This is a genomic window from Pseudomonas sp. AC169 (genome assembly GCF_979258515.1).
The window spans coordinates 2,147,268-2,173,431 of the sequence record NZ_OZ409866.1 but is presented as its reverse complement, the minus strand read 5'-3'; the positions used below and the strand labels follow the sequence as shown (position 1 = coordinate 2,173,431).

General features: G+C 60.3%; 29 protein-coding genes. 11 read left to right on the top strand and 18 right to left on the bottom strand.

Annotated features, from left to right (window positions below):
- The first annotated feature begins 39 nt into the window (after positions 1-39).
- The gene (locus ACZZ0G_RS09920) at positions 40-363 is read left to right on the top strand and encodes a multidrug transporter (RefSeq protein ID WP_463556029.1); all 324 of its coding nucleotides are present in this window, start codon (positions 40-42) and stop codon (positions 361-363) included.
- Between the two features lie 132 nt (positions 364-495).
- Here ACZZ0G_RS09920 and ACZZ0G_RS09915 read toward each other — a convergent pair whose 3' ends face one another.
- The 5 genes from ACZZ0G_RS09915 to ACZZ0G_RS09895 form a co-directional block, all read right to left on the bottom strand.
- The gene (locus ACZZ0G_RS09915; RefSeq protein WP_003213796.1) at positions 496-747 is read right to left on the bottom strand and encodes a YfhL family 4Fe-4S dicluster ferredoxin; all 252 of its coding nucleotides are present in this window, start codon (positions 745-747) and stop codon (positions 496-498) included.
- Positions 748-849: 102 nt separating this feature from the next.
- A complete protein-coding gene (coaD, locus tag ACZZ0G_RS09910) occupies positions 850-1,329 on the bottom strand; it encodes a pantetheine-phosphate adenylyltransferase (RefSeq protein ID WP_003229157.1) in 480 nt (159 codons plus the stop codon).
- Between the two features lie 115 nt (positions 1,330-1,444).
- Positions 1,445-3,040, bottom strand: coding sequence for a GMC family oxidoreductase (locus ACZZ0G_RS09905; protein WP_463556028.1), 1,596 nt, complete (start codon positions 3,038-3,040; stop codon positions 1,445-1,447).
- A gap of 130 nt (positions 3,041-3,170) precedes the next feature.
- Positions 3,171-3,716, bottom strand: a complete 546-nt coding sequence (locus ACZZ0G_RS09900; protein WP_463556027.1) for a twin-arginine translocation pathway signal protein — start codon at positions 3,714-3,716, stop codon at positions 3,171-3,173.
- A gap of 29 nt (positions 3,717-3,745) precedes the next feature.
- A complete protein-coding gene (locus ACZZ0G_RS09895) occupies positions 3,746-5,176 on the bottom strand; it encodes a coniferyl aldehyde dehydrogenase (protein ID WP_463556026.1) in 1,431 nt (476 codons plus the stop codon).
- 145 nt (positions 5,177-5,321) lie between these two features.
- Between ACZZ0G_RS09895 and ACZZ0G_RS09890 the strand changes: the two genes are divergently transcribed.
- Both ACZZ0G_RS09890 and ACZZ0G_RS09885 read left to right on the top strand, forming a co-directional pair.
- Entirely contained in the window at positions 5,322-5,993 is a 672-nt protein-coding gene (locus ACZZ0G_RS09890; RefSeq protein ID WP_007913599.1) for a TetR/AcrR family transcriptional regulator, read from the top strand.
- A gap of 32 nt (positions 5,994-6,025) precedes the next feature.
- A complete protein-coding gene (locus tag ACZZ0G_RS09885; protein WP_463556025.1) occupies positions 6,026-6,880 on the top strand; it encodes a sulfurtransferase in 855 nt (284 codons plus the stop codon).
- Between the two features lie 101 nt (positions 6,881-6,981).
- Here the strand turns inward: ACZZ0G_RS09885 and ACZZ0G_RS09880 are convergent, their stop codons facing one another.
- From ACZZ0G_RS09880 to ACZZ0G_RS09860, 5 genes are all read right to left on the bottom strand, one after another.
- Positions 6,982-7,824, bottom strand: a complete 843-nt coding sequence (locus ACZZ0G_RS09880) for an AraC family transcriptional regulator (protein WP_463556024.1) — start codon at positions 7,822-7,824, stop codon at positions 6,982-6,984.
- Positions 7,821-8,816 (bottom strand): hydrolase, encoded by a 996-nt coding sequence (locus ACZZ0G_RS09875; protein ID WP_463556023.1) that lies wholly within the window; start codon positions 8,814-8,816, stop codon positions 7,821-7,823. Before ACZZ0G_RS09875 ends, ACZZ0G_RS09880 begins: the two co-directional genes overlap by 4 nt.
- A gap of 63 nt (positions 8,817-8,879) precedes the next feature.
- On the bottom strand, positions 8,880-9,494 hold the full coding sequence (gene rsmD, locus ACZZ0G_RS09870) for a 16S rRNA (guanine(966)-N(2))-methyltransferase RsmD (RefSeq protein WP_038358861.1): 615 nt from the start codon (positions 9,492-9,494) through the stop codon (positions 8,880-8,882).
- Positions 9,494-10,981, bottom strand: coding sequence for a M16 family metallopeptidase (locus ACZZ0G_RS09865; RefSeq protein ID WP_463556022.1), 1,488 nt, complete (start codon positions 10,979-10,981; stop codon positions 9,494-9,496). The genes rsmD and ACZZ0G_RS09865 overlap by 1 nt, the downstream gene beginning before the upstream one ends.
- Positions 10,974-12,329: a M16 family metallopeptidase gene (locus ACZZ0G_RS09860; RefSeq protein WP_025112091.1), complete on the bottom strand. Its 1,356-nt coding sequence runs from the start codon at positions 12,327-12,329 to the stop codon at positions 10,974-10,976. The genes ACZZ0G_RS09865 and ACZZ0G_RS09860 overlap by 8 nt, the downstream gene beginning before the upstream one ends.
- A 344-nt stretch (positions 12,330-12,673) precedes the next feature.
- On the opposite strand from ACZZ0G_RS09860, the gene ftsY reads away from it, so the two are divergent.
- The 4 genes from ftsY (at position 12,674) to rpoH (ending at position 16,850) form a co-directional block, all read left to right on the top strand.
- Complete coding sequence (gene ftsY, locus ACZZ0G_RS09855; protein WP_463556021.1) at positions 12,674-14,191, top strand: signal recognition particle-docking protein FtsY; 1,518 nt, start codon at positions 12,674-12,676, stop codon at positions 14,189-14,191.
- Positions 14,188-14,859, top strand: coding sequence for a cell division ATP-binding protein FtsE (gene ftsE / locus ACZZ0G_RS09850; protein WP_003229148.1), 672 nt, complete (start codon positions 14,188-14,190; stop codon positions 14,857-14,859). Before ftsY ends, ftsE begins: the two co-directional genes overlap by 4 nt.
- A complete protein-coding gene (gene ftsX / locus ACZZ0G_RS09845) occupies positions 14,856-15,881 on the top strand; it encodes a permease-like cell division protein FtsX (protein ID WP_064116278.1) in 1,026 nt (341 codons plus the stop codon). Before ftsE ends, ftsX begins: the two co-directional genes overlap by 4 nt.
- Before the next feature lie 114 nt (positions 15,882-15,995).
- Entirely contained in the window at positions 15,996-16,850 is an 855-nt protein-coding gene (gene rpoH / locus ACZZ0G_RS09840) for an RNA polymerase sigma factor RpoH (RefSeq protein ID WP_007913617.1), read from the top strand.
- A gap of 200 nt (positions 16,851-17,050) precedes the next feature.
- On the opposite strand, the gene mtgA is transcribed toward rpoH, so the two are convergent.
- Complete coding sequence (gene mtgA, locus ACZZ0G_RS09835; RefSeq protein WP_463556020.1) at positions 17,051-17,773, bottom strand: monofunctional biosynthetic peptidoglycan transglycosylase; 723 nt, start codon at positions 17,771-17,773, stop codon at positions 17,051-17,053.
- A gap of 74 nt (positions 17,774-17,847) precedes the next feature.
- Here mtgA and ACZZ0G_RS09830 point away from each other — a divergent pair, with 74 nt between their 5' ends.
- The 4 genes from ACZZ0G_RS09830 (at position 17,848) to trmB (ending at position 20,090) form a co-directional block, all read left to right on the top strand.
- Positions 17,848-18,228, top strand: a complete 381-nt coding sequence (locus tag ACZZ0G_RS09830) for a DUF423 domain-containing protein (RefSeq protein WP_463556019.1) — start codon at positions 17,848-17,850, stop codon at positions 18,226-18,228.
- A gap of 71 nt (positions 18,229-18,299) precedes the next feature.
- Complete coding sequence (gene thiS / locus ACZZ0G_RS09825; protein WP_122604433.1) at positions 18,300-18,500, top strand: sulfur carrier protein ThiS; 201 nt, start codon at positions 18,300-18,302, stop codon at positions 18,498-18,500.
- Positions 18,501-18,560: 60 nt separating this feature from the next.
- On the top strand, positions 18,561-19,355 hold the full coding sequence (locus tag ACZZ0G_RS09820; protein ID WP_007913621.1) for a thiazole synthase: 795 nt from the start codon (positions 18,561-18,563) through the stop codon (positions 19,353-19,355).
- Between the two features lie 9 nt (positions 19,356-19,364).
- The gene (gene trmB, locus ACZZ0G_RS09815) at positions 19,365-20,090 is read left to right on the top strand and encodes a tRNA (guanosine(46)-N7)-methyltransferase TrmB (RefSeq protein WP_201231625.1); all 726 of its coding nucleotides are present in this window, start codon (positions 19,365-19,367) and stop codon (positions 20,088-20,090) included.
- Positions 20,091-20,224: 134 nt separating this feature from the next.
- Here trmB and ACZZ0G_RS09810 read toward each other — a convergent pair whose 3' ends face one another.
- From ACZZ0G_RS09810 to ACZZ0G_RS09780, 7 genes are all read right to left on the bottom strand, one after another.
- A complete protein-coding gene (locus ACZZ0G_RS09810) occupies positions 20,225-20,548 on the bottom strand; it encodes a DUF3392 domain-containing protein (RefSeq protein ID WP_127930116.1) in 324 nt (107 codons plus the stop codon).
- 22 nt (positions 20,549-20,570) lie between these two features.
- Positions 20,571-21,776, bottom strand: a complete 1,206-nt coding sequence (gene hemW / locus ACZZ0G_RS09805) for a radical SAM family heme chaperone HemW (RefSeq protein ID WP_463556018.1) — start codon at positions 21,774-21,776, stop codon at positions 20,571-20,573.
- A complete protein-coding gene (rdgB, locus tag ACZZ0G_RS09800; RefSeq protein ID WP_463556017.1) occupies positions 21,773-22,369 on the bottom strand; it encodes an RdgB/HAM1 family non-canonical purine NTP pyrophosphatase in 597 nt (198 codons plus the stop codon). Before rdgB ends, hemW begins: the two co-directional genes overlap by 4 nt.
- Positions 22,366-22,800 (bottom strand): DUF4426 domain-containing protein, encoded by a 435-nt coding sequence (locus ACZZ0G_RS09795; protein ID WP_463556016.1) that lies wholly within the window; start codon positions 22,798-22,800, stop codon positions 22,366-22,368. Before ACZZ0G_RS09795 ends, rdgB begins: the two co-directional genes overlap by 4 nt.
- Positions 22,801-22,826: 26 nt before the next feature.
- Entirely contained in the window at positions 22,827-23,447 is a 621-nt protein-coding gene (gene metW / locus ACZZ0G_RS09790) for a methionine biosynthesis protein MetW (protein ID WP_007913638.1), read from the bottom strand.
- A gap of 7 nt (positions 23,448-23,454) precedes the next feature.
- Complete coding sequence (metX, locus tag ACZZ0G_RS09785; RefSeq protein WP_007913641.1) at positions 23,455-24,594, bottom strand: homoserine O-succinyltransferase MetX; 1,140 nt, start codon at positions 24,592-24,594, stop codon at positions 23,455-23,457.
- Between the two features lie 122 nt (positions 24,595-24,716).
- Entirely contained in the window at positions 24,717-25,862 is a 1,146-nt protein-coding gene (locus ACZZ0G_RS09780; protein WP_463555955.1) for an integrase core domain-containing protein, read from the bottom strand.
- Positions 25,863-26,164: the final 302 nt, after the last annotated feature.

The window sequence follows — 26,164 nt, the reverse complement described above, 5'->3', positions numbered from 1 at the left end:
TAGTGAGATGTCTCACTGTTCAGCCCGAAGGATCGTGCCATGAAGTCCTTGCAAGTCCTCGTTGTTGCGCTGCTGCTGTGTTCCAGTCTGGCCGTTCAGGCCACGGAAAACGGCAGCGGTGACCCGCGCTACACCATCCAGAATCCACCGGCCTACGCCATGCTTGGCGATTTGCTGATTGCCCGACCTTTATTGGTGGTGGCGACGGTGATCGGTGCGGGGGCGTTTGTCGTGTCGTTGCCGTTTACCGCGCTGGGTGGCGGGATTGGCGATGCCGGGCAGGCGTTGGTGGTGGATCCGGCGAAAGCGGCGTTTGTGCGGTGTCTGGGGTGTATCGGGGAGGGGTTTGAGCAGCGCGAGTGAGCTGATCAGGGATTTGCTGTGTGGCTGACGGCCCTTTCGCGAGCAAGCTCGCTCCCACATTGAAACGCATTTCAAAAGTGGGAGCGAGCTTGCTCGCGAAGAGGCCCGAAAGAGCGCTATAACTCCGGCGGATCAGGCCTTGCCAGTGATCAGGCGGTACTTCTCCATCAACTGTTCTTCAGTCTCCGGATGTGCCTCGTCCAGCGGAATGCAATCCACCGGGCAAACCTGCTGGCACTGTGGTTCGTCGTAGTGGCCGACGCACTGGGTGCACAGGTTCGGGTCGATCACGTAGATCTCTTCGCCTTGGGAAATGGCGGCGTTCGGGCACTCGGGTTCGCAGACGTCGCAGTTGATGCAATCGTCGGTGATGATCAGGGACATGCTAACTCCAGCCGGGGCGGCAGGCCCGGGCGCTATAAATCAATGCGCGCAATTGTGCCGCATTGGCGCCCGTAGTGCACGCGGGCGCCGTTTGAACGGTCGTTACTTCTTGAAGCGCAGGGTCAGCGCATCAGCCACGGCCGGGTGGACGAACTTGCTGATATCGCCGCCCAGCGCGGCGATTTCCCGCACCAGCGTCGAGGAAATGAACGAGTAACGCTCGGACGGCGTGAGAAACAGGCTCTCGACATCCGGGGCCAGCTGACGGTTCATGTTGGCCAGCTGGAATTCGTATTCGAAGTCCGACACCGCGCGCAGACCACGCAGGAACACATTGGCGTTCTGCTCTTTGGCGAAATGCGCGAGCAGCGTCGAGAAACCGACCACTTCCACGTTCGGCAGGTGTTTGGTGACCTCGCGAGCCAGTTCAACCCGTTGTTCCAGCGGGAACAGCGGGTTTTTCTTCGGGCTGGCAGCGACCGCAATGATCACGTGATCGAACAGGCGCGAGGCGCGTTCGACCAGATCGCCATGGCCCTTGGTAATAGGGTCGAAGGTACCTGGGTACAACACTCGGTTCATCGCGTCGTCCTGGCGGGAGTCCGTTGGGGAGTCGGATGGTATCGCAGCCGTCCCGGTCGGCCAAGTCACCTGTTGGGTAAGAAAGCACTATAGACGATGGCAATAATCGGTTTTTTCACGGGTTTCTCAGCCGATCGGCGAGGGACGTCGCCAGTTGCGCGGTCAGGCCATACACCGACAATTGCGGGTTGGCGCCGATGCTGGTGGGGAACAGCGAGCCGTCGTGAATCGACAGATTAGCCAGTTGATGATGGCGACCGAGACTGTCGGTGACCGCGCTTTTCGGCTCTTCACCCATTGCGCAGCCGCCCATGACATGCGCGCTGCCGAGCCGGGTGCGATACAGCTCGAGGCTCAAACCATCGATCAGCGTGCGCGCTTCAGCCAGGGTTTTCACGTAGCGCGCGTCGGCGTGCATCGGCATTACCGATTTTGCGCCGCCGGCGAACTGGATTTCGGCCATGACGTGAAACGCCCGGCGCAAGCCTTCCCAGGCATAGGGCGAAACCTGGTAGTCGAGCACCGGCGAACCATCGCCCCGCAACTCGACTGCACCGCCCGTGCTGTCCGGGTGGAAGCCATCACGCAGCAAGGCCAGCATGGCGTGGGTGTGCGGCAGGTCCGCCATGTGTTGCGCGCTTTCTGCGCCAAAGCCGCCGAGCAGCGTGGCCGCCAGTGCCGGATGCAACGGTGGCACTTCGAGTTTGAAAGCCATCGGTCCGGTGGTGCCGTCCTTCCATTGGAAATGGTCGGAATAGATCGACTGCGGCGCCCCGTAAAACGGGTTGATGACCTCGTCGAAGCGCGCGGCGGACATGTTCACCGGGTGCAGGAAGGTGCGTTTTCCCAGGTTTTCATGCGGATCCGGCGCGTCTGAACGTAGCAACAGTGCCGGGCTGTTGATGCCACCGCCGGCAAGCACGTAATGCCGCGCCTTGACGCTGATCTTGCGCCCGGTCGGTTCAACGCAGCGCTCATCCATCGCCACGCATTGCAGGCCAGTGACTTTGTCGCCATTGATCAGCAGTTTCTCCGCGCGGGCCAGATAAAGCAGTTCGCCGCCCTTTTCCAACGTGGCGGGAATGGTCGTGACCATCATCGATTGCTTGGCGTTGGTCGGGCAGCCCATCCCGCAGTAGCCAAGGTTCCAGCAGCCGCGCACGTTGCGCGGGATCACGTGCCAGCTATAGCCGAGTTGCTCACAGCCTTTGCGGATCACGTCGTTGTTGGCATTGGGTGGGACCATCCACGGGGCGACGCCGAGGCGCTGCTCCATTTTTTCGAACCACGGCGCCATCTCGGCGGGGCTATGGCCCTTGACGTTGTGTTCTTTGGCCCAGTGTTCAAGGGTCGGCTCCGGGGTGCGGAAACTCGAAGTCCAGTTGATCAGCGTCGTACCGCCGACTGCGCGACCCTGGAGGATGGTGATCGCGCCGTCCTTGCTCATGCGGCCGATGCCTTCCTGATAAAGGCTGCTGTAGGCCTTGTCTTCAAGCATTTTGAAATCGGAACTGGTTTTCAGCGGGCCTTCTTCGATCAGCAGCACTTTGTAACCGGCAGCGCTGAGGATTTCCGCGGTGGTGCCGCCACCAGCGCCGCTGCCGATGATCGCCACGTCTGCTTCAAGGGTGAGGTCATCGCTCAGCTGTGCGCCGTTGTAGGTTTTCCAGCCTCGGGCGAGGCCTTCGCGGAACGGGTCGGGTACGGGCATCGATCAGGTTCTCTTTATTATTCTGGATGCTGGGTGTGGCGGCTGGCCCCTTCGCGAGCAAGCTCGCTCCCACATTGGAATGCGAACCCCTGTGGGAGCGAGCTTGCTCGCGAAGGCCGCGCCGCCGATCTCAAACGGTAGGCGGGCCGGGATAGCCGCAATGTCCCCACGATTCGGTGCGGGTATACCAGGCCATCATCACCATCTGCTGTAACGAGCTATGGCCCATACGCAACAAGCTCAGCGAGCTGTTTTCCCAACGATCGAGGAAATGACGCATGGCCTCCGGACTGGCGTTTTCCCAACTGCCCCAGATCCCGGTAAGTGGCCCGCGTGTCACCGCCATGCCGAGGACGTCGAACAGTTGTCGGGTAAGTTTGAGCATTTCCGGCGACAGGTGATCGAGGCTGTAGTCCAGCGACTTCAGCGTGCCATCGACGGCGGCAGGCATCTTTTCCGCCGCCACGGCGCCGTCGAGCATCACTGGAATCAGCGCGCGCAGAAACAACAGATCGCCGTCGCGCAATGAGACAAAACCGTTGGCCGCGACGCTTGACGAGCAGCCGCTGAGGCTGGCGCCGAGTCCGGCGGTGGCGAGGAACGCCGTGGCGCCGAGGCTGAATTTCAGCAGGCCACGGCGGGACAGGGCGGGTGTTTCGGTCAGGCTTGGGTGCATTGTTTTTATTACCCGGCGGTGACGAATGTTTAGCGAATGAACAGTTTCTGAATCAGCTTCTGAATCGATTTGCCGTAGGGCGGGTAAATCAGTCTGGCCGCGTTGAAGCGCTGTTTAATCAGCACGCCTTTGGCTTTGCTGAAGGTCAGGAAGCCTTCGTGGCCGTGGTAGTGGCCCATACCGGAAGCACCGATACCGCCAAACGGCATATCGTCCTGAGCCACATGCAGCAACGTATCGTTCAGGCACACGCCGCCGGAATGGGTCTCGTGCAGCACGCGGTTCTGTTCGCGTTTGTCGTAGCCAAAGTAGTAAAGAGCCAGAGGACGTGGCCGCTTATTGATGTAAGCAAATGCCTGCTCCAGATCCTGATACGGCACGATTGGCAGCAGTGGACCGAAGATTTCGTCCTGCATGACCGTCATGTCGTCACTGACATTCAGCAGCACACTGTGCGGCATGCGCCGGCCCTGGCCCTGCTCGAACAGCGGGATCAGCAGCGCACCCTTGCTGGTGGCATCGCTGACGTAGCCGTTAAGACGCGCCAATTGGCGTTCGTTGATGATCGCGGTGTAGTCCGGATTGTCGGTGAGTGTCGGGTAAAAACCCTGCACGGCCTGGCGATAGGCTTCGACGAAACCACCGACGCGATCTTCCGGCACCAGCACATAATCCGGGGCCACGCAGGTCTGACCGGCGTTGAGGGTTTTACCGAAGGCGATACGCTCGGCGGCATCCTTGAGCGGTACATCGCGGGAGACGATGGCCGGTGACTTGCCGCCCAGTTCCAGGGTGACCGGTGTCAGGTTTTCGGCGGCGGCGCGCATCACGTGTTTGCCGATGCTGGTGGCCCCGGTGAACAGCAAGTGATCGAAGCGCAGGCGGGAGAACGCTACGCCGATGTCGGCTTCACCGAGCACCACGCAGACCAGGTCTTCGGGGAAAATTCGCGCCAGCAACTCTTTCATCAACAAGCCGGTGGCGGGGGTCGATTCGCTGAGTTTGAGCATCACCCGATTGCCCGCTGCCAAGGCGCCGACGAGCGGGCCGACGGCCAGATACAACGGGTAATTCCACGGCACGATGACGCCGACTACGCCGAGAGGCTGATACACGACTTTCGCCGAGGCCGGCTGGAACGCCATGCCAACCTTGCGCCGCGAGGCTTTCATCCAGCCCTTGAGATGACGGCTGGCGTAATGAATACCGTGCAGGCTTGGCATCAGCTCGGCTAGCAAGGTTTCATCGGCGCTTCGGTGGCTGAAATCGGAGCTGATCGCGGCGATCAATGCCTGGCGTTCATTGCTCAACAAATCGCTCAACGCTTTGAGCCATTGCTGGCGCTGGGCGGCGGGCGGCATCGGATTGGCGGCATACGCGGCCCGCTGTGCCTCGAACAACCGGTCCAGTTCGGCCAGCGGTTGTTGCAGCGTTTGCAGGTAGGCAATGTCGGCAGTCATGGTCTGCTCCGGATTTATTGTAGTGATGAACTTTTAGAGTCTATGCTCTAGAAAGTCAAATGACTTCCTTGCACAGCAGTGTTTTATCCATTTCCGGTTAGGTCGTAAGATGCCCCCCAACGCACTCTGAATTAAAGCTCAAGCCATGGCCCCACGAATAAAAACCAGCGAGCGTATCGTGCTGAACAGCCTTGAACTGTTCAATCAGCAGGGCGAGCGCAGCATCAGCACCAATCACATTGCTGCCCACATGGAGATTTCTCCGGGCAACCTGTACTACCACTTCCCCAACAAGCAGGCGATCATCGCCGTGTTGTTCAGTGAGTACGAAAGCCTCGTGGACAGCTTTCTGCGCCCGCCGCAGGGGCGCGCGGCGACGGTCGAGGACAAGCGTTTCTATCTCAAGGAATTGCTTTCGGCGATGTGGCGCTACCGCTTTCTGCACCGCGACCTGGAGCATCTGCTCGACAGTGATCCGGAACTGGCCGCCCGCTATCGGCGCTTTTCCCAGCGCTGCGTGATTCAAGGCGCGGCAATCTACGAAGGTTTTGTCGCCGCCGGGATTCTCGATATGGATCGCGTGCAGATCGAGTCCCTGACCCTCAATGCCTGGATCATCCTGACGTCCTGGGTGCGCTTCCTTTGCACGACCCGCGAAAACTCCAACCACCTCAGTGAACAAGCCATTAAACGTGGCGTGTATCAGGTGCTGGTGCTGGAGGCCGGATTTGTCACCGAGCAGGCGCGTGACGAGGTCAATGCGTTGTTCGAGGAGTTCTATGTGCCGCTGGCCCAGGCCCTCGAAGACGTGAAATAAACCGTTCTGTTGAAATCCCCCAGGAGCCCGTTATGCCGATTGCGCAACTGATCAGCCCCGAAGCACTGGATGCCCGCAAGGCGCAGCCGGGGCTGGTGATTCTCGATTGTCGTTTTGCCCTCGAAGACCCGGACTACGGTCAGCGCAGCTACGCCGAAGGGCACATTGCCGGGGCGAGCTTCGCCGATCTTGAGCGTGACCTCAGCGGCACCGTGGTCAAAGGCGTAACCGGTCGTCATCCGTTGCCCGAGCCGGCGGCGCTGATCGAGCGACTGCAGGCGTGGGGCATCAACAACGACAGCGATGTGATTTTGTACGATGACGGCCCCGGTGCCTACGCGGCGCGGGCGTGGTGGTTGCTAGCGTGGCTGGGCAAGCGCGATGGCGTGTTCATTCTCGATGGCGGACTCAAGGCGTGGCATGCGGCGGGGTTGCCGCTGAGCCTCGATGCGCCGACGGTCAGTCGCGGTAGTTTCAGTGGTCAGCCGGACATGAGCTTGCTGATCAGCGCCGAAAAATTGCAAAAGCGTCTTGGCCAACCTGCGTTGACCTTGATCGATGCTCGGGCGTTGCCGCGATTCAAGGGGGAAGTGGAACCGATCGATTCGGTGGCCGGGCACATTCCCGGTGCGCAATGCGCGGCGTTCACCGACAACCTCGGCAGTGATGGGCGATTCCTCCCAGCCGATCAGCTCAAGCAGCGTTTTGCCGCGAAGCTCGGCGAACGTTCGCCAGCGGATCTGGTGGCTTATTGCGGTTCTGGCGTGACGGCGTGTCACAACCTGTTCGCGTTGTGTCTGGCGGGATATCCGCTGGGTTCGTTGTATGCCGGGTCGTGGAGTGAGTGGATCAATGAGCCTTCGCGCGGTATTGCCACCGGCCAATAATTAATACCTGTGGGAGCGAGCCTGCTCACGAATGCGTCCTGTCAGCCACTATTTCTTGGACTGACACACCGCTTTCGCGAGCAGGCTCGCTCCCACATTGGTTAATTGTTGTCTGCAGGAAGCTGTCGGGCGCTGCGATAAGCGGCCGGCCCGACGCCATAAGCCTGTTTGAACTGCCGGCTCAAATGGCTCTGGTCGGCAAACCCCAGTTGCATGGCGACTTCTACCGGCAGGCAACCGTGCTGCAACAGTGCGCGCGCCTGGGCGATACGTTGCTGCATCAGCCAGGTGTGCGGCGGCATACCAGTAGCGCGGCGGAACACCCGGGCGAAATGGAAGGGCGACAGATTGACCGCCGCCGCCAGTTCTTCCAGTGACGGTGGCGCCGCCAGTTGTGCGTGCAGCAATTCTTTGCCCAACAGCACCGCGCGGTGTTCCTTGCCGGCTCGGCCGGGCACCGGCACTGCCGCATGGCGCTGCAACAGCAGCAACATCATCTCGCGCCACACCGTTTGCTGTTGCAGCGCGGTGGCCGGGCTTTCGAGCAAACGGTGCAACTGGGCAAAGCCGTTGACCAGATCCGGGTCGCGATACAGCGTGGCGCCAAACGCCGGCAGGTTGGTGGTGGACAGTTCCAGTTCATCCAGCAGCGAAACGATTTGCGCGGTATCGGGATAAAACGCCCGATACAGCCAGCCATCCTCGGTGCCTTTGTGCCCGGTGTGCAACTCGTCGGGGTTGATCAACACCAACGTGCCGCTGCCGGCCAGATGCTCGGCGCCGCGATAGCGATAACGCTGGGCGCCGGCCATGATCATGCCGATCACATAGCCGTCATGCACATGCGGGGCGAAACGATGCTCGATATAACGCGCTGACAACAACTCGACCCCGGCCAGCGGCGCGGTTTGCCAGAAATGGATCGACTCGCCCTGATCGCTCATGCGAGCACACTGGCCAGCCACTGCGGGATACGACGTTCGAGGTAGTAGCCAGGCTGACGCAGCGAGCCATCGACGAAGCCAACGTGCCCGCCGCGTGGCTGCAACTCAAAGGCGGTCGAGGCTGACAGTTCATCGGCCTGCGGCAAGCTGTGCGGGAATACGAATGGATCGTCCGCTGCTTGAATGATCAGGGTCGGCGTGCGGATCTCGCCGAGGAAGTAACGGCTCGAAGCGCGGCGATAGTAATCCTCGGCACCATTGAAACCGTGCAACGGCGCGGTCACCCGGCCATCGAAGTCCCAGAACGTGCGCATGTTCTCCAGCGAACCGAGGGCGGCCAGCGCCGCGAGTCCGTCTTCGCGTCCATCGTGTTGAAACTGCCGTTGCTTGTTCTTGATGTAGGCAACCATTTCGCGCATGAAGTGCGCTTGATAAACCTTGGAAAATCCCTGACCGATGCGGTCGGCGCATTGGTCGAGGCGAAACGGTACGGACACCGCCACAGCACCGAGCACACCACTGGCGCTGCCGGTTTCGCCCAAGTGCTTGAGCAGCACATTGCCGCCCAGGGAGTAGCCGACGGCATACAACGGTGCCAACGGTCGTTTCGCACGCAGGTGTTTGATGGCTTCGGCGAGGTCTTCACTGGCGCCGGAGTGATAACTGCGCGGGAGCAGATTCGGTTCACCGGAACAGCCGCGCCAGTTCAGCGCAACACTGGCCCAGCCTTGATCGGCCAGCGCCTTCTGGATGCCGGCGACGTAAGGCGAATTGGAGGAACCGGTCAGGCCATGCAGCACCAGCACCAGTGGTGCATCGGCGGTGTGCGGGCCGTGCCAGTCGAGGTCGAGAAAGTCGCCATCATCAAGCCACAGGCGCTCGCGCTCACGTTCGATATGCACGGTTTTGCGCCACAGCGGTCCCCACAAGGTTTGCAGATGCGGATTGCCGAGGCCGAAGGCGGGGTTAAAGCGTTCTGAAGAGGCGGACACGATGGTTCTCGATGCAGAGCGGCGACCCCATTGGAAGGGACGCCGCTGATTCAGACCGGTCGGTTAACCGGCGATCTCTGCCGTACGTTGCCACAGCGCGTAGTAAACCCGGCCGGATTTCTGCTCGCGGTGCAGGCGCCAGTTGCCCGGCAGGCCCAGCGTCGATGGCGCCGTTTCGCTTTCAGTGTAGATCCACGAGTCCGGCGCCAGCCACTGACGCTCTTCGAGCAAGGTGCAAACGGCCGGCAGCAGGTTCTGGTTGAACGGCGGGTCGAGGAACACCAGATCAAACGGCGTGGCGGTCTGGGTTTCCAGATAACGCAGTGCATCAGCCGTTTGTACCTGACCGTTGGTGCAGCGCAGGGTGCCGAGGTGTTCTTTCAGGCTGGAGACGGCAATGTTGCTGGCGTCCAGCGCCTGACCCATGGCCGCACCACGCGACAGCGCTTCGAGAAACAGTGCGCCGCTGCCGGCGAACGGGTCGAGCACTTTGGCCCCTTCAACGTATGGCGCGAGCCAGTTGAACAGGGTTTCACGCACGCGATCCGGCGTCGGGCGCAGGCCCGGCGCGTCAGGGAAACTCAGCTTGCGGCTGCGCCATTGGCCGCCAATGATGCGCAACTGGTTCACACCGTTGTGAACGTTTTGCGCAGGTTTTTTTGGGGAACGAGTCGCCATTAATGCTCCGGAACCCCGAGCGGTTGCTCGGCAGGTTTATCAGATGGGGCCGGTAACGGCTTTTGCGGCACGGTCGGGCCAGCAGTGACGATGACCATTTTGTCCGTGCTCAGGTGTTTGTTCAGGGCGTCGCGGACTTGTTCGACGGTCAGGCTCTGCGACTGACGCATGAAATCATCCAGGTAGCTCAGCGGCAGATTATAGAAGCCCATCGCGCCGAGTTGGCCGACGATATCGGCATTGCTCGCGGTGGACAGCGGGAAGCTGCCGGCCAGTTCGCGTTTGGCGTCGTCGAGTTCTTTTTGCGTCGGGCCGGTTTTAAGGTAATCGGCGAGCACATCCTGCACCAGTTTCAGGGTGCCTTCGCTCATTTCCGCGCGGGTCTGCAGGTTGATCATGAACGGGCCGCGTGCCTGCATCGGGCTGAACGCCGAGTACACGCCATAAGTCAGGCCGCGTTTCTCACGCACCTCACTCATCAGGCGCGTGCCGAAACCGCCGCCGCCGAGGATCTGATTGCCCATCGACAGTGCCGCGTAATCCGGGTCGTCTCGGTCGATGCCCAATTGCGCGATCATCAGATTGGTCTGCTTCGACGGGAACTCGATGTGGTTGGTGCTGGCTTTCGGCTCCTGTGGCTGAACGATCTTCGCCAGCGCCGGGCCTTTCGGCAGGGTGCCGGAAACCTGATTGGCAATCGCCTCGGCCTCCGCACGCGAGAGGTCGCCGACCAGTGCGATCACCACGTTGCCAGCGGCATAAGCCTTGGCGTGAAACTCACGCAACTGGGCGAGGGTGATCTTCGGCACGCTTTGCGGATTGCCGTCGCTCGAATGCGCGTACGGATGATCGCCGTACAGACGTTTCATCAGTTCAAGGCTGGCGAGTTTGCCGGGGTTCTGCTTCTGGTATTCGAAACCGGCAAGCATCTGGTTCTTGATGCGTGCGAACGAGTCAGCCGGGAAGGTCGGTTTGCCGACCACTTCCGAAAACAGCTTCAGCGCCGGTTCACGCTTGTCGGTGGCACTCAGGCTGCGCAGCGAGGCCAGCGCCATGTCCTTGAAGGCACCGTTGCCGAAATCCGCACCCAGGCCTTCAAAACCCTGAGCGATGGCGCCGACGTCTTTGCCAGCGACACCTTCGTTGAGCATCGCGTTGGTCAGCACTGCCAGACCCGAAGCGTTACCGTCCTGGCTGCTGCCGGCGGCGAAGATCAGGCGCATGTCGAACATCGGCAGTTCATGGGCTTCGACGAACAGCACCTTGGCGCCTGCGGCGGTGTTCCAGGTTTGCACGTCGAGTTTGCGGCTGGCCGGGGCCTTGCCGTCGAGTTCGGCCAGCGATTGCAGCTTCTGGCTGGACTTGGCGTTGTCGAGGGCTTCGCTGGCATTGCTGTCAGCGCCTGGCGACAGGTAGAACGCGGCAGAGCCGATCACCGCCACGGCGATCAAGCCGAGCAGCAGGCGTGGGGATTTGCGCTTACTCATGAGTCGTCTCCAGTGGCAGGACATGGGCGACGCTGAGACGTTCGCGGGTGAAATACAGCTTGGCGGCGTTCTGGATATCTTGTGGGGTGACGCTTTCCAGATCGGCGAGTTCGGTGTCCATCAGTTTCCACGACAGGCCGACGGTTTCCAGCTGACCAATGGCGGTGGCCTGGCTGGTGATCGAATCACGCTCGAAGACCAGACCGGCAATCACTTGCGCACGCACGCGCTCCAGTTCTTCAGCGGACGGCGCGGTGGTTTTCAGCTGCTCCAGCAGTTTCCACAGACCGGCCTCGGCTTGTGCCATGGTCTTTTTCTTCTGCGTGTTCGGCGTTGCCGACAGGGTGAACAGGCTGTCGCCACGGGTGTAAGCGTCGTAGCTCGACGAACCGCCGGAGACCAGCTCTTCGCCGCGCTCCAGTTGCGTCGGGATGCGCCCGCTGTAACCGCCGTCGAGCAGGGCCGAGATCAGGCGCAAGGCGTTCACCGAACGCTTGTCTTCAGCGGTGGCAATGCTTGGCACGTTGAAACCGAGCATCAGGCTAGGCAGTTGCGTCTGCACGTGCAGGGTGATCTGGCGTTCGCCGGGTTCGGCCAGTTCCAGCGGCTTTTTCGCCGGTGGCACGTCGCGTTTGGCGATCGGGCCGAAATAGCGCTGGGCGAGGGTTTTCACTTCGTCCGGGGTGACGTCGCCAACCACCACCAGTGTGGCGTTGTTCGGCACGTACCAGGATTGGTACCAGTGGCGCAGTTCTTCGACCTTCATGCGATCGAGGTCAGCCATCCAGCCGATGGTTGGTGTGTGGTAGCCGCTGGCCGGGTAAGCCATGGCCTTGTAACGCTCGTAAGCCTTGGACATCGGTTTGTCATCAGTGCGCAAGCGGCGCTCTTCCTTGATGACTTCGATTTCCTTGGCGAACTCGTCGGCCGGCAGGCGCAGATTGGCCATGCGGTCGGCTTCCAGTTCAAAGGCTACGCCCAAACGGTCGCGAGCCAGAACCTGGTAATAAGCGGTGAAATCGTCGCTGGTAAAAGCGTTCTCTTCGGCGCCCAGATCACGCAGGATCAACGACGCTTCGCCGGGGCCGACTTTCTCGCTGCCCTTGAACATCATGTGCTCAAGCGCGTGGGACAGACCGGTCTGGCCCGGGGTTTCGTAGCTGGAACCGACCTTGTACCAGACCTGCGAGACCACCACCGGTGCACGATGGTCTTCGCGCACGACGACCTTGAGGCCATTGTCGAGGGTGAATTCGTGAGTCGGTTGCGGGTCGGCCGCCAGGGCCGAAAGGGGCAGGCAGACTGTGCTGAGCAGCAGGCCTGCAGCGCGGCGGGCTAGAGCATTCATTCGTTTTTTAACCTGTTGGGCTGCCCGCTTGGTCTTAGCGTCGGCGGGCGAGAGGGTGCTAGGATACTGATCCGTTTTACCGGCGACCACGCCTATCAGGTTTTCAGACCTGATCTGGCTGAATGGGTTTGCGGCAGAAAGCTACGGTTTATCGACTAAACTTCGCTTTTTCGCCGAATTTGCCGGTTTAGTCCTTCGTTTATACGATTCTTTGGGGTGCCGCTGGCGCCTCGACAAAATGTTGCGCGTGAACAAGCTGGATGAAACACAGTCTGTTCTGCATCGAATATTTATTTGCCGGGGCGCCCTTATGGCGCGTCGCTACCGTGAGATAGCCGTCCTCCATGTTTGGTTCCAACGACGACAAGAAGACCCCAGCTGCGGCTGGCGAGAAGAAAAGCCTGTTCGGATGGCTGCGTAAGAAACCGCAGGAACCCGTCGTCGAACAGCCGCCCGCGATTCCAGAGCCTGCGCCGGAACCTGCTCCGGTTATAGAAGAAGAGCCGGCACCGATCGTTCTGCCGATTGCCGAGCCGGTGCTGCAACCGGTCGAGCCGGAACTCGAGCCTGAAGCGCCTGTGGCGGCTGAACTGCCGCTGACGCCGGCGGCTGAGCCATGGCTGACCTTGCCAGTGGCGGAAGAGCCGGTGGCGTTGGTTGAAGAAGCTGCGCCGCACATCACCCCAGAGATTCCTGCGCCGGCTGCGTTTGCTCCAGAGGTGGCTCCGGCGCCTGTGGTTGAGCCGGTTGTAGAGTCTGCGCCGGTTGTTGCTGAGCCTGTTGCACCCGTGTCTGTTGCGCCAGTTGTTCAACAGCCCGAGCCTGCACCTGCACCTGCACCTGCACCTGCACCGGTTGTCGCTGCTCCTGTTACTCCAGTTGAAGTGATTGCCGAGGCCCCAGCCGAAGCCCCGCGCACCGAAGAAACCAAAGCCGGCTTCTTCGCCCGCCTCAAGCAAGGCCTGTCGAAAACCAGCGCCAGCATCGGCGAAGGCATGGCCAGCCTGTTCCTCGGCCGCAAAACCATTGATGACGATCTGCTCGATGACCTCGAAACCCGTCTGCTCACCGCCGACGTCGGTGTCGAAGCCACCACGCAGATCATCCAGCGCCTGACCCAGAAGGTTGCCCGTAAAGAGCTGGCTGACGCCGACGCGCTGTACAAATCCCTGCAGGCCGAACTGGCCGCGATGCTCAAACCGGTCGAACAACCGCTGAAAATCACCTCGCAGAACAAGCCTTTCGTGATTCTGGTGGTGGGCGTCAACGGCGCCGGCAAGACCACCACCATCGGCAAACTGGCGAAGAAGCTGCAGCTGGAAGGCAAGAAAGTCATGCTCGCCGCTGGTGACACCTTCCGTGCCGCTGCTGTGGAGCAATTGCAGGTCTGGGGCGAGCGCAACAAGATTCCGGTCATCGCCCAGCACACCGGCGCCGACTCGGCTTCGGTGATCTTCGACGCCGTGCAAGCCGCCAAGGCCCGTGGCATCGACGTGTTGATCGCCGACACCGCTGGTCGTCTGCACACCAAAGACAACCTGATGGAAGAACTGAAAAAGGTTCGCCGGGTGATCGGCAAGCTTGATGCCGATGCGCCGCACGAAGTGCTGCTGGTGCTCGACGCCGGTACTGGCCAGAACGCCATCAATCAGGCCAAGCAATTCAACCAGACCGTCGAACTGACCGGTCTGGCGCTGACCAAGCTCGACGGTACCGCCAAGGGCGGGGTGATCTTCGCCCTGGCCAAGCAGTTCGGCCTGCCGATCCGCTACATCGGCGTCGGTGAAGGCATCGACGACTTGCGTACCTTTGAAGCCGAACCCTTTGTCCAGGCACTGTTTGCCGAGCGGGAGCGTTCATGATTCGTTTCGAACAGGTCGGTAAACGCTACCCGAACGGTCACGTCGGCTTGCATGAGCTGAGCTTTCGAGTCCGTCGTGGCGAGTTCTTGTTTGTCACCGGCCACTCCGGTGCCGGTAAATCCACCTTGTTGCGCCTGTTGCTGGCGATGGAGCGTCCGACCAGCGGCAAACTGCTGCTCGCCGGGCAAGACCTGAGCACCATCAGCAACGCGCAGATTCCGTTTCTGCGCCGGCAGATCGGCGTGGTGTTCCAGAATCACCAGTTGCTGTTCGATCGCACCGTGTTCAACAACGTCGCCTTGCCGCTACAGATTCTTGGCTTGTCCAAGGCCGAAATCGCCAAGCGCGTCGATTCGGCGCTGGAGCGCGTGGCGCTGTCGGATAAAACCGATCTGTACCCTGGCGACCTGTCCACCGGTCAGCAACAGCGCGTCGGTATTGCCCGCGCCATCGTGCATCGCCCGGCCTTGCTGCTGGCGGACGAACCGACCGGTAACCTCGATCCGCGTCTGGCGGCCGAGATCATGGGCGTGTTCGAAGACATCAACCGGCTGGGCACCAGCGTGCTGATCGCCAGTCACGACCTCGCACTGATCGCGCGCATGCGCCACCGCATGCTGACCCTGCAACGTGGCCGATTGATCGGCGACGGGGAGGCCGGGGTATGAGTGCGACACGCAGTCCCAAGGTTTCCGAACGCGTGGCCCCGAAAGCCGCCGATCCGCAGCCGCCGAAGAAGAAAAAGCACGACGATGACGATGGCCCGGATTTCGCCACGCTGTTTCGCGCGTGGATCGAAAGCCATCGCGCCAGCCTGCTCGACAGCCTGCGCCGTCTCGGCAAGCAGCCGATCGGCAGCTTCTTCACCTGCATGGTGATGGCCGTGGCGCTGAGTCTGCCAATGGGGCTTTCGCTGTTACTCAACAACGTCGAGCGTCTCGGCGGTTCGTGGCAGCGTGCGGCGCAGATCTCGTTGTATCTGCAACTCGACGCCAGCCCGGAACAGGGCGAATCGTTGCGTGAGCAGATCAAAGGCATGCCCGGCGTAGCTGATGCTGAATATGTCGGTCGTGATCAGGCGCTGGAAGAGTTCCAGCAACAGTCCGGCTTGGGCGAAGCTCTGCGCGAGCTGCCGGAGAACCCGTTGCCGGGCGTGGTGCTGGTCACCCCGAACGAAGTCGACAAGCCGACCCTGGAAGCATTAAGACAAAAACTTTCCGAGCTGCCCAAGGTACAACAGGCGCAACTTGATCTAGTCTGGGTCGAGCGTCTGGCCGCCATCCTCAAGCTTGGCGATCGTTTTGTCTTCGGTCTGACGGTGCTTTTGGTTTCTGCATTACTTTTGGTGATAGGCAATACCATTCGTCTTCATATTGAAAACCGCCGCACCGAGATAGAAGTGATTAAACTCGTCGGCGGCACTGACAGTTATGTGCGACGTCCCTTCCTTTATATGGGCGCGTTGTATGGCTTCGGTGCGGGGCTACTGTCCTGGGGTGTATTGGCGTTCGGCCTGAACTGGCTGAACGATGCGGTGGTTGGGCTGGCCGGCTTGTACGGCAGTGATTTCGCGCTGGCCGGAGTGCCAGTTGCCGACGGTCTGTCGCTCTTGCTTGGCGCGGTGCTGTTGGGTTATATCGGTGCATGGATTGCAGTCGCACGCCATCTCAGGGAGCTGGCGCCGAAGTAGAATCTTTTTTGCGCGTGATTGACCTCGCGGTTTTTTGGGAACTTGTACTTGAGTTCCCGGTCAATTTTTCGCAGTGCCGAGAGGCACGAGTATGTAAGTGGGAGGTTTTTTCGTATGACCAATTCTTTGCAACCTGCGTATGCGTTGGTTCCGGGTGCGAACCTGGAAGCCTACGTGCACACCGTCAACAGCATTCCATTGCTGACGCCGGAGCAGGAGCGTGAACTGGCCGAGAGTCTCTACTATGAGCAGGATTTGGGGGCGGCTCGGCAGATGGTGCTCGCCCACCTGCGTTTTGTTGTACACATTGCCCGTAGCTATTCCGGCTACGGTCTGGCTCAGGCTGACCTGATCCAGGAAGGTAACGTCGGCCTGATGAAGGCCGTAAAGCGCTTCAACCCGGAAATGGGTGTGCGTCTGGTGTCGTTCGCCGTGCACTGGATCAAGGCGGAAATTCACGAGTTCATCCTGCGCAACTGGCGCATTGTGAAAGTCGCGACCACCAAGGCCCAGCGCAAACTGTTCTTCAACCTGCGCAGCCAGAAGAAACGTCTGGCGTGGCTGAACAACGAGGAAGTCCACCGTGTGGCGGAAAGCCTTGGCGTTGAACCGCGTGAAGTGCGCGAGATGGAAAGTCGCCTGACCGGCCATGACATGGCCTTCGACCCGGCTGCTGAAGCCGACGACGACAGTGCTTTCCAGTCGCCGGCCAACTATCTGGAAGACCACCGGTACGACCCGGCGCGTCAACTGGAAGATGCTGACTGGAGCGACAACTCCAACAGCAACCTGCACGAAGCGCTGGAAGTGCTGGACGAACGTAGCCGCGACATCCTCTACCAGCGCTGGCTGGCCGAAGAGAAAGCCACGCTGCATGACCTGGCGCAGAAGTACAACGTGTCGGCCGAGCGAATCCGTCAGCTCGAGAAGAGCGCGATGAACAAGCTCAAGTTGTCGATCGCTGCTTAACCGGCGAGCAGGCAATAAAAAACGCCCCGATCAGCGATGATCGGGGCGTTTTCATTTCTGGCTTCACACAAAACCTATGTGGGAGCGAGCTTGCTCGCGAAGGCGGAGTGTCAGTCACCGCCACTGCTAAATGACCCACCGCCTTCGCGAGCAAGCTCGCTCCCACAGGGATCTTCAGGGTTTGGAAGATCTTTGATCGGTTATCGAGACCACGGTGCCCGCCGCGAATCATTGAGGCCCAGCAAATAGCTATCGCCACCCAACTGACTCATCTGCTGTCGAATCCACCCAGCCCGACGCGAGACATAAGCGGTCGGATGGCTAGCGCTCCACACCCGTGGATTCGGCAGTACAGCCGCCAGATAACTCGCCTGCTGCCTTGACAGCGACTTCGCGCTCACGCCAAAGTGATGGCGGGCGGCGGCTTCTGCGCCAAACACCCCGTCATCCCACTCGACACTGTTCAGATACACCTCAAGAATCCGCTGCTTGGGCCAGAACACTTCGATCAGCGCGGTAAACCAGGCCTCCAGGCCTTTACGCAGATAGCTGCGACCGGCCCACAGAAACAGGTTCTTCGATACTTGCTGACTCAGGGTGCTGGCGCCGCGAATCGAGCCGCCCAGTTCGTTGTGCGCCAGTGCAGCCTGGATCGCGCTGAAATCAAAACCCCAATGCTCGGGAAACTTCTGATCCTCACCCGCCATGACCGCCACTTTGAGATCGTCGGAGATCTCGTCCCACGGCTTCCATGTGCGCTGCAGGTCGATCGGCTCGCCATCGACCCACGATTCGATCTTGCGCTCGACCATCAACGCCGTACCCGGCGGCGGCACGAAGCGGAATACCAGCACCAGCAAGATGCTGCCGCCGGCGAACCAGAGCAGGGCCTTCGTGAGACGACGGAAAATAGTACGCAGCATAGAGATGGCTTGGCCGAACCGGTGGAGCGGGCCATTATACAGACCCTGCCGATCGCGTCTGACTGGAGTTCCCAATGCTGCGTGGCTTTTTGATGCTGGCCGCTTTTTTCGGTTTTACCGGGGTCGTCTTGGGCGCATTCGCCGCCCACGGTCTGAAAAACCGCCTGACGCCGGAGTACCTGGCGATTTTCCACACGGGCGTCACCTATCAACTGGTACACACCCTGGCGCTGTTCGGCGTTGCGCTGCTGGCCACGCAGATCCAAGGCCGATTGGTCGCTTGGGCGGGTATGTCGTTCGTCATCGGTATTCTGCTGTTCTCCGGCAGCCTCTACGTGCTGACCACCACCGGTATCAGCAAGCTCGGCATCATCACGCCATTCGGTGGTCTGGCATTTTTGGTCGGTTGGGTTTGCCTGGGGCTCGCCGCCTGGCGCTTGCAACCAACCGCTTGACGCTTGGTGCTGACCTTTAGGTCATGATCGGGCTAGAATGCCAGCCCCTAAAAATGATGGCGGCGTTGTGCATGCGCATTCAATTGAACGGCGAATCCCTTGAACTGCCCGACGGCGAGACCGTTGCGGCCCTGATCACCCGCCTGGAACTGACCGGACGCCGGGTGGCAGTCGAACTCAATCTGGATATCGTCCCGCGCAGCCAGCATGCCGACACCACGCTCAACGACGGCGACAATGTCGAAGTGGTGCACGCCATCGGCGGTGGCTGATCGCCCGGCCCGCAAGGGCACAGAATTCTGCAAGACCCTCACCCTTAAAGAGGATTCCCCATGAGCATCGTTCGTAGCGACAAGCCTTTTGTGCTGGCCGGTCGTACTTACCAGTCGCGTTTGCTGGTCGGTACCGGCAAGTACCGTGACATGGAAGAAACCCGTCAGGCCATCGAAGCCTCGGGTGCCGAGATCGTCACCTTCGCCGTGCGCCGCACCAATCTGGGCCAGATCGAAGGCGAGCCGAACCTGCTCGACGTGCTGTCGCCGGAGCGCTACACCTTCCTGCCGAACACCGCCGGTTGCTACGACGCTATCGAAGCCGTGCGCACCTGCCGCCTGGCCCGTGAGCTGCTCGATGGCCACAACCTGGTGAAGCTGGAAGTGCTGGCCGACCAGAAGACCCTGTTCCCGAACGTCATCGAAACCCTTAAGGCCGCGGAAACGCTGGTCAAGGAAGGCTTCGACGTGATGGTGTACACCAGCGATGACCCGATCATCGCCCGTCAACTGGCGGAAATCGGCTGCATCGCGGTGATGCCGCTGGCCGGTCTGATCGGTTCCGGCCTAGGGATCTGCAACCCGTACAACCTGCAGATCATCCTCGAAGAAGCGAAAATTCCTGTGTTGGTCGATGCCGGTGTCGGCACTGCGTCCGACGCAACCATCGCCATGGAACTGGGTTGCGATGCAGTGCTGATGAACTCGGCCATCGCCCATGCCCAGCAGCCAGTGATGATGGCTGAAGCCATGAAACACGCCATCGTTGCAGGCCGTCTGGCCTACCTCGCTGGCCGTATGCCGAAAAAACTCTATGCCAGCGCCTCTTCGCCGCTGGATGGTCTGATCAAGTAAGAGCCATTGATGACTGAATCGAACGACACGCCTATCCAGACGGAAGAAGGCGACGAGCGCCAACACCGCCGCATCAAGAGTTTCGTGATGCGCGCCGGGCGCATGACCGAAGGCCAGCAAAAAGGTCTGGATCAGGGTACGCCGCTGTTCGTGCTGCCGCTGGCCGACGCGCCGGTGGATTACGATCAGGTTTTCGGCCGTTCGGCACCGCGCTCGCTGGAGATCGGTTTCGGCATGGGTCACTCGCTGCTGGAAATGGCAGCGGCCGCACCGGATCAGGATTTCATCGGTGTGGAAGTTCACCGTCCGGGTGTCGGCGCGCTGCTCAATGGCGTGCTGACTCAGGGCCTGACCAACCTGCGGGTCTACGATTGCGACGCGATCGAAGTGCTCAACCGCTGCATCGCCGACAACAGCCTCGATCGCCTGATGCTGTTCTTCCCGGATCCGTGGCACAAGAGCCGTCACCACAAGCGCCGTATCGTTCAGGCCTCGTTCGCTGAACTGGTACGCAGCAAGTTGAAAGTCGGCGGCATTCTGCACATGGCTACCGACTGGGAACCGTACGCCGAATACATGCTGGAAGTGATGAACGTCGCCCCGGGTTATCGCAACCTCGCCGAAGACGGCAAGTGCGTGCCACGCCCGGCCGAACGCCCGATCACCAAGTTCGAACGCCGCGGCGAACGACTGGGCCATGGCGTGTGGGACCTGAAGTTCGAAAAGCAGTCCTGAGTATCACGCAACGATCGTTCCCACGCTCTGCGTGGGAATGCTGCCCGGGACGCTCTGCGTCCCACAGCGGACGCAGAGCGTCCAATGATGCATTCCCACGCGGAGCGTGGGAACGATCATAAGCTGCAGAGTGATCAGCGGCGGTCGGCGACTACGCCGATGAGGACAAGGACTACCAGCAGGACGGGCGCCAGGCTGTAGTTGTTGAACTGGCTCAAACCCTTGATCACCCACGGCGTGGCGTAAATCAGCGCTGCGCCGCTGCCGATCACGCAGAGCAGCGACATCAGCGGCACGCGCAAGGCGCCGGCGATGCTGCCCAGGCGTTGCTCGACCCAGCCTTTGAAGTCGGCGCCGAACAGCACCAGCAGGCAGCCGACCAGCGCCAGGGCGATTTCCGAGAGGTTGCTGCGGCTCCAGCGGGAGACGGTGGCGAGCAGGTCGAGTATCAAATCCATGCGTTTTCCCTTAGCACTGAAATCAGTTCAGAAATTGTTGCAGCAAGTCGTTGAGAAACAGCTGTCCGCGCTCGGTGGCCGCCAGACGTGACGGTTCGACCTGCAACAGACCGCTTTGTTCGGCCGCTGCCCGGCCTTCGGCGAGGCTTTCCAGTGACAGCCCGGTGCGCTCAGGATACAGGCGCGATTCGACGCCAGCAGTCAGGCGCAACGCGTTCATCAGAAACTCGAACGGCATCTCGTCATTGGTCAGCGCTTTCTCGCCGGCCTGAAAGCTTTTCGCCGGGTTGAGATAGTCCTTCGGCAAACGGGTCTTCCAGGTACGAACGATGCGTCCGTCCGGATGGCTGAGCTTGCCGTGCGCGCCCGCGCCGATGCCGATGAAGTCGCCGAAACTCCAGTAATTGAGGTTATGCCGCGCCGGCCGACCGGCCTGGGCATACGCCGACACTTCGTATTGCGCATAACCGTGCTCGGCCAATAACGCCTGCCCGGCCTCTTGGATGTCCCACAGCGTGTCGTCTTCCGGCAGCACCGGCGGCTGGTTCCAGAACACCGTGTTCGGCTCCAGCGTCAGTTGATACCAGGAGATGTGCGTCGGATTCAGTGCGATGGCCTGACGCAAGTCGCTCAAGGCATCGTCCAGCGACTGATCGGGCAAGCCATGCATCAAGTCGAGGTTGAAGTTATCGAACCCGGCCTGCCGCGCCATGCCCGCCGCACGTACCGCTTCGTCACCGTTGTGAATCCGCCCCAGCGCCTTGAGTTTTTCCTGCTGGAAGCTCTGAATACCGATCGACAGACGATTGATCCCCAGCTTGCGGTACGCGACGAACTTCTCTTGCTCGAACGTTCCGGGGTTGGCTTCCAGAGTGATTTCAATGTCTTCAGCGAACGGAATGCGCTGCTCAACGCCTTCGAGCAGACGCCCAAGGGCTTCAGCGCTGAACAGGCTTGGCGTACCGCCACCGAAGAAGATCGAACTGATTTCCCGGCCGTAAACCGCGTGCAGGTCCTGATCGAGATCGGCCAGCAAGGCGTCGACGTATTCCTGCTCCGGCAACACCGGGCTGGCAGTGTGCGAGTTGAAATCGCAATACGGACATTTGCGCACACACCACGGGATGTGGATGTACAGCGCCAAGGGCGGCAGCGTCGGCAGCGGCGCCCGAGGCGAAGAGGCGGCGCCGCCGACAATCAGCGACGACGCGGAAGAGTTACGGGTCATTTCAAGCCCAGACGCTGGCGCAGCAGATCCATTGCACGGGCGCGGTGGCTGATCTGGTTCTTGTCGGCCGGGCTCAGTTCGGCGCTGGATACGTCACGTTCCGGCACCCAGAACAGCGGGTCATAACCGAAACCGTGTTCGCCGCTGGCAGTGGTCAGAATGCGCCCGTGCCACAGGCCTTCGCAGAGGATCGGCAACGGATCGTCGGCATGGCGCACCAGCGCCAGCACGCAAACGAATTGCGCACCGCGCTCGACTTCCGGCACATCTTTCAGTGCATCGAGCAGTTTGGCGTTGTTCGCCGCATCGCCCTTGCCGTCGGCATAGCGCGCCGAGTAGATGCCCGGCGCACCGCCGAGAAAATCCACCGCCAGACCGGAATCGTCGGCCAGCGCCGGCAACCCGGAAATGCGTGCGGCGTTGCGCGCCTTGAGGATCGCGTTCTCGACGAACGACAGGCCGGTTTCTTCCGGCTCGACGTTGCTCCACTCGCCAATCGAGCGCAGTTGCACCGATTCGCCGAGCATGGCCTGGAGTTCTTTGAGTTTGCCGGCGTTATGGCTGGCCAGTACGAGCTGCTTGATGTTCATCATTCGCCGGGAAAGAGTTCTTGGTTGAAATTGATGGTGTTGATCTTGTCGCCGTTCTGCACCTTGATTTCAAAGGTGCGGGTTTCCTGCTGTTCCACCGGATACTGGGCGATGTAGTAGATCGCGCCCTGTTCGGTGATCTGGCGGAAATTCAGCGGCACGCTCTGGCTGGTCAGGTCTTTGACCGTGCCGGTGACGTTGGCAATCAGCGGTTTGCCGTCCTTGATCACCGAGACATTGATCACGCCCTGATTCTTGCTGCGAATCAGCTCCGCAGCCTTGGCGATGTCCGGCTGCAGGAACGTCGAGTTGAAAGTGTTGTAGTGCACCGTCACGTCGCCAAAGGTTTCCTGACGCTCGCCTTTGATGATGTCGGCCGCCAGAGCGCTGGCGCTCAGGCAGACAGTCAATAACAACAACGCTAAACGACCCATGATCGTGCTCCTCGAAATGTCGGGATTCAGACCGCGACTTTGTGGTCTGCAAGCTGCGGGCTGCTGACGCGGTAGATACCGATCTCACCTAACAGATTAGGCCATAGCTTACTGGCCCACCCGTGACGGTGCTGTTGATCCACAGCAAGCCGATCAATGACCTTCGCATCACGTTCGCGGCAAAGTTCTTCAAAGTCTTCGAAGGTACAGAAGTGAATGTTCGGCGTGTTGTACCAGGTATACGGCAGAAACTCCGAGACCGGCATGCGACCCTTGCTCGCCAGGTACCAGCGGCAACGCCAGTGACCGAAGTTCGGGAACGTGATGATGCACTGACGGCCGACCCGGAGCATTTCGTCGAGGATCTTGTCCGGGTAATGCACAGCTTGCAGGGCCTGGGTCATGACGACGATGTCGAAACTGTTGCTGGCGAAGTTGCCCAGCCCCTTGTCCAGATCCTGCTCGATGACGTTGACGCCTTTGGCCACGCACTGGGCGATGTTGTCAGCGTCGTTTTCCAGGCCATAACCGGTGACGTTCTTGTTGTCGCGCAGCCAGGTCAGCAGCTCGCCGTCACCGCAACCGAGGTCGAGGACGCGGCTGCCGGCGGGGATCCATTCCTGGATGATTTCCAGATCAGCTCTCATGGCTTTCTCACAGCGTGATGCGGTTCATGTAATTGCCGAACGCCTGCAAGTAGCGAGGGATCGGAATCAGGAAGGCGTCGTGGCCCTGCGGCGCATCGATTTCCAGATAGCTGACGTCTTTGCGCGCCGCCATCAGCGCATCCACCAGTTCTCGTGAGCGCGCCGGGGAGAAACGCCAGTCGGTGGTGAACGACATCACGCAGAATTTGGCTGTGGCGTTCTCAAAGGTTTTCGCCAGGTTATCGTCGAAGTTCGCCGCCGGATCGAAGTAATCCAGTGCCTTGGTCATCAACAGATAGGTGTTGGCATCGAAGCGTCCGGAGAACTCTTCGCCCTGATAGCGTAGGTAGCTTTCGACCTGGAACTCGACACTGTGGAAGTCGTAGTTGAGCTTTTCGCTCTTCAGGCCACGGCCGAATTTTTCGCCCATGGAATCGTCGGACAGATAAGTGATGTGGCCGACCATGCGCGCCAGCATCAAGCCGCGCTTGGGGATCACGCCCGCTTCCTGGAACGAACCGCCGTGGAATTCCGGGTCCGTGAGGATTGCCTGACGCGCGACTTCGTTGAAGGCGATGTTTTGTGCCGACAGCTTCGGTGCCGAGGCGATGGCCAGGCAGTGACGCACGCGATCGGGGTAGGTGATGGTCCATTGCAGCGCCTGCATGCCGCCGAGGCTGCCGCCGATCACCGCCGCCCACTGGCCGATGCCGAGCAGATCAGCGAGGCGCGCCTGGCTGTGCACCCAGTCTTCCACGGTCAGCACCGGGAAGTCGGCACCGAACGGTTTGCCAGTCTCCGGGTTGATGCTGCTCGGGCCGGTGGAGCCGTTGCAGCCGCCGAGATTATTCAGGCTGACCACGAAGAATTTATTGGTGTCGATCGGTTTGCCGGGGCCGATGCAGCTGTCCCACCAACCGGGTTTGCGGTCGTCGACGCTGTGATAGCCGGCAGCGTGATGATGGCCGGACAAGGCGTGGCAAATCAGCACGGCGTTGCTCGCTTGCGCGTTCAGCGTGCCGTAGGTTTCGTAGATCAGGTCATAGGCGGCCAGCGAACGGCCACAGGCCAGCGCCAGCGGTTCGCTGAAGTGCGCGGTTTGTGGCGTCACCAGACCAACAGAATCGGGGGGAAAGGCAGTTGGCATCGACCCTGCTCTCGTTGAAATGAGGCGTAAGTCTAAAGACCGGGGGGGTTAGCGGCAAGCGGCCCTCACTGTAGAGACCGGTACATCCTTTACAAATTAGACCGGGGACATCGTTTACACCTTTAAAGGCTTGAAACGCGTTTGGCGCCGTTTTCAAGCCTGCCTAAACAGTGGCTGCAAAGGTACAGTTCCCAAGCGTCATCAGCCACTTCCTTCAGCGCGATATCCTCTCCAATCAGAGCCTCTCCTAGAAAAATCAGCTGTCCTTTCCATTTAATTTCCCCATTTGACCGAACCTTGCGTACTTCAACATCGGAACCGTATTCAAACGCAGGCAAGTAACCAGGATAAGCGCGTGTCGACGGGCTATAGACAGATGCCGGCGGTTTCATGCCCAGCGCGGTGTGCGGTCGGTGGTGGTTAAAGTCTTGGATGAATTCCTGAAAAGCCAGCTGCTGGCGCACCAGGTTTTCCGCCGGTGGCACTGCTGCCTTTAGCGTTCTATGCATCCGTTCATGTCGCCCATTTTGGTCGGGACGGCCAGGCGTAATCGTTTCGACATGGATTCCAAGCCTGATGAACCAAACCGATAACTTCGAAAGTCGCGCCAGACCTGTCGACGCAAAAGGAGCGCCATTGTCAGTGCGGATCACATCCGGCAGCCCATATTCTCGAAAAGCCCACTCGAAGCCTTCCCGCGTCGGCGCTCCGTGCGTACTGGGCAAGGCGCGACAGACGAATAAAAAGCGGCTCATCTGATCGGTAATGGTCAACGGGTAGCACCAATTACCGTCCTGCATTTTGAACTGCCCTTTGTAATCAGCACACCAAGTCTGGTTGGGCGCGTCGACCGGACGCAAATGTGTTGGAGCACGGGGACGCGGGGGATAGGGCCGTCGCGCCACCACCAAACCAGCTTTCTTCAACCACTCCCCGGCGGTGCTCGCGGCCGGCCATTGGATATGCGGATCGGAATCGCGCAGGCGACCAATGATCTGCTTGGGTCCCCGATCGGGATGTTCGTTTTTCTTGGCCAGCAGCGTGGCAATAATTTCGTCGGGCGTTTGATGAGGACAGTTCAACGGCTTGCGCGATTGCTCTTTCAAGCCATCTACGCCCAACGCTGCGTATCGTTCCAGCCACTTGTCGATGGTTGGACGGCTGACACCATAGCGCCGGCTTAATTGGCTCTTGGTGTAGCTGCCGCCAAGCCAGTCACTGACTAACTTCACTCGTTGATCCATTGGGGACTCTTGATTCCAGGGCATGGTCAGCACCTCCTGACCATGATTAATACCTGTAAACCATGTCCCCGGTCTCAAACGTAAAGGATGTACCCGGTCTTTACCCACCCTAGCCCTCTCCCAGAGGTAGAGGGGACCGACCGAGGTGTTCTTTTGAGCTACGCCGACCTGATCTATCGAGTTGAACTCAGGCCTTGAAAACCACCAGATCGGCTCCCTCTCCCAGAGGAAGAGGGGACTGACCGAGGTGTTCTTTTGAGCTACGCCGACCTGATATATCGGGCTGAACTCAGGTTCCGAAAACACCATAGATCGGCTCCCTCTCC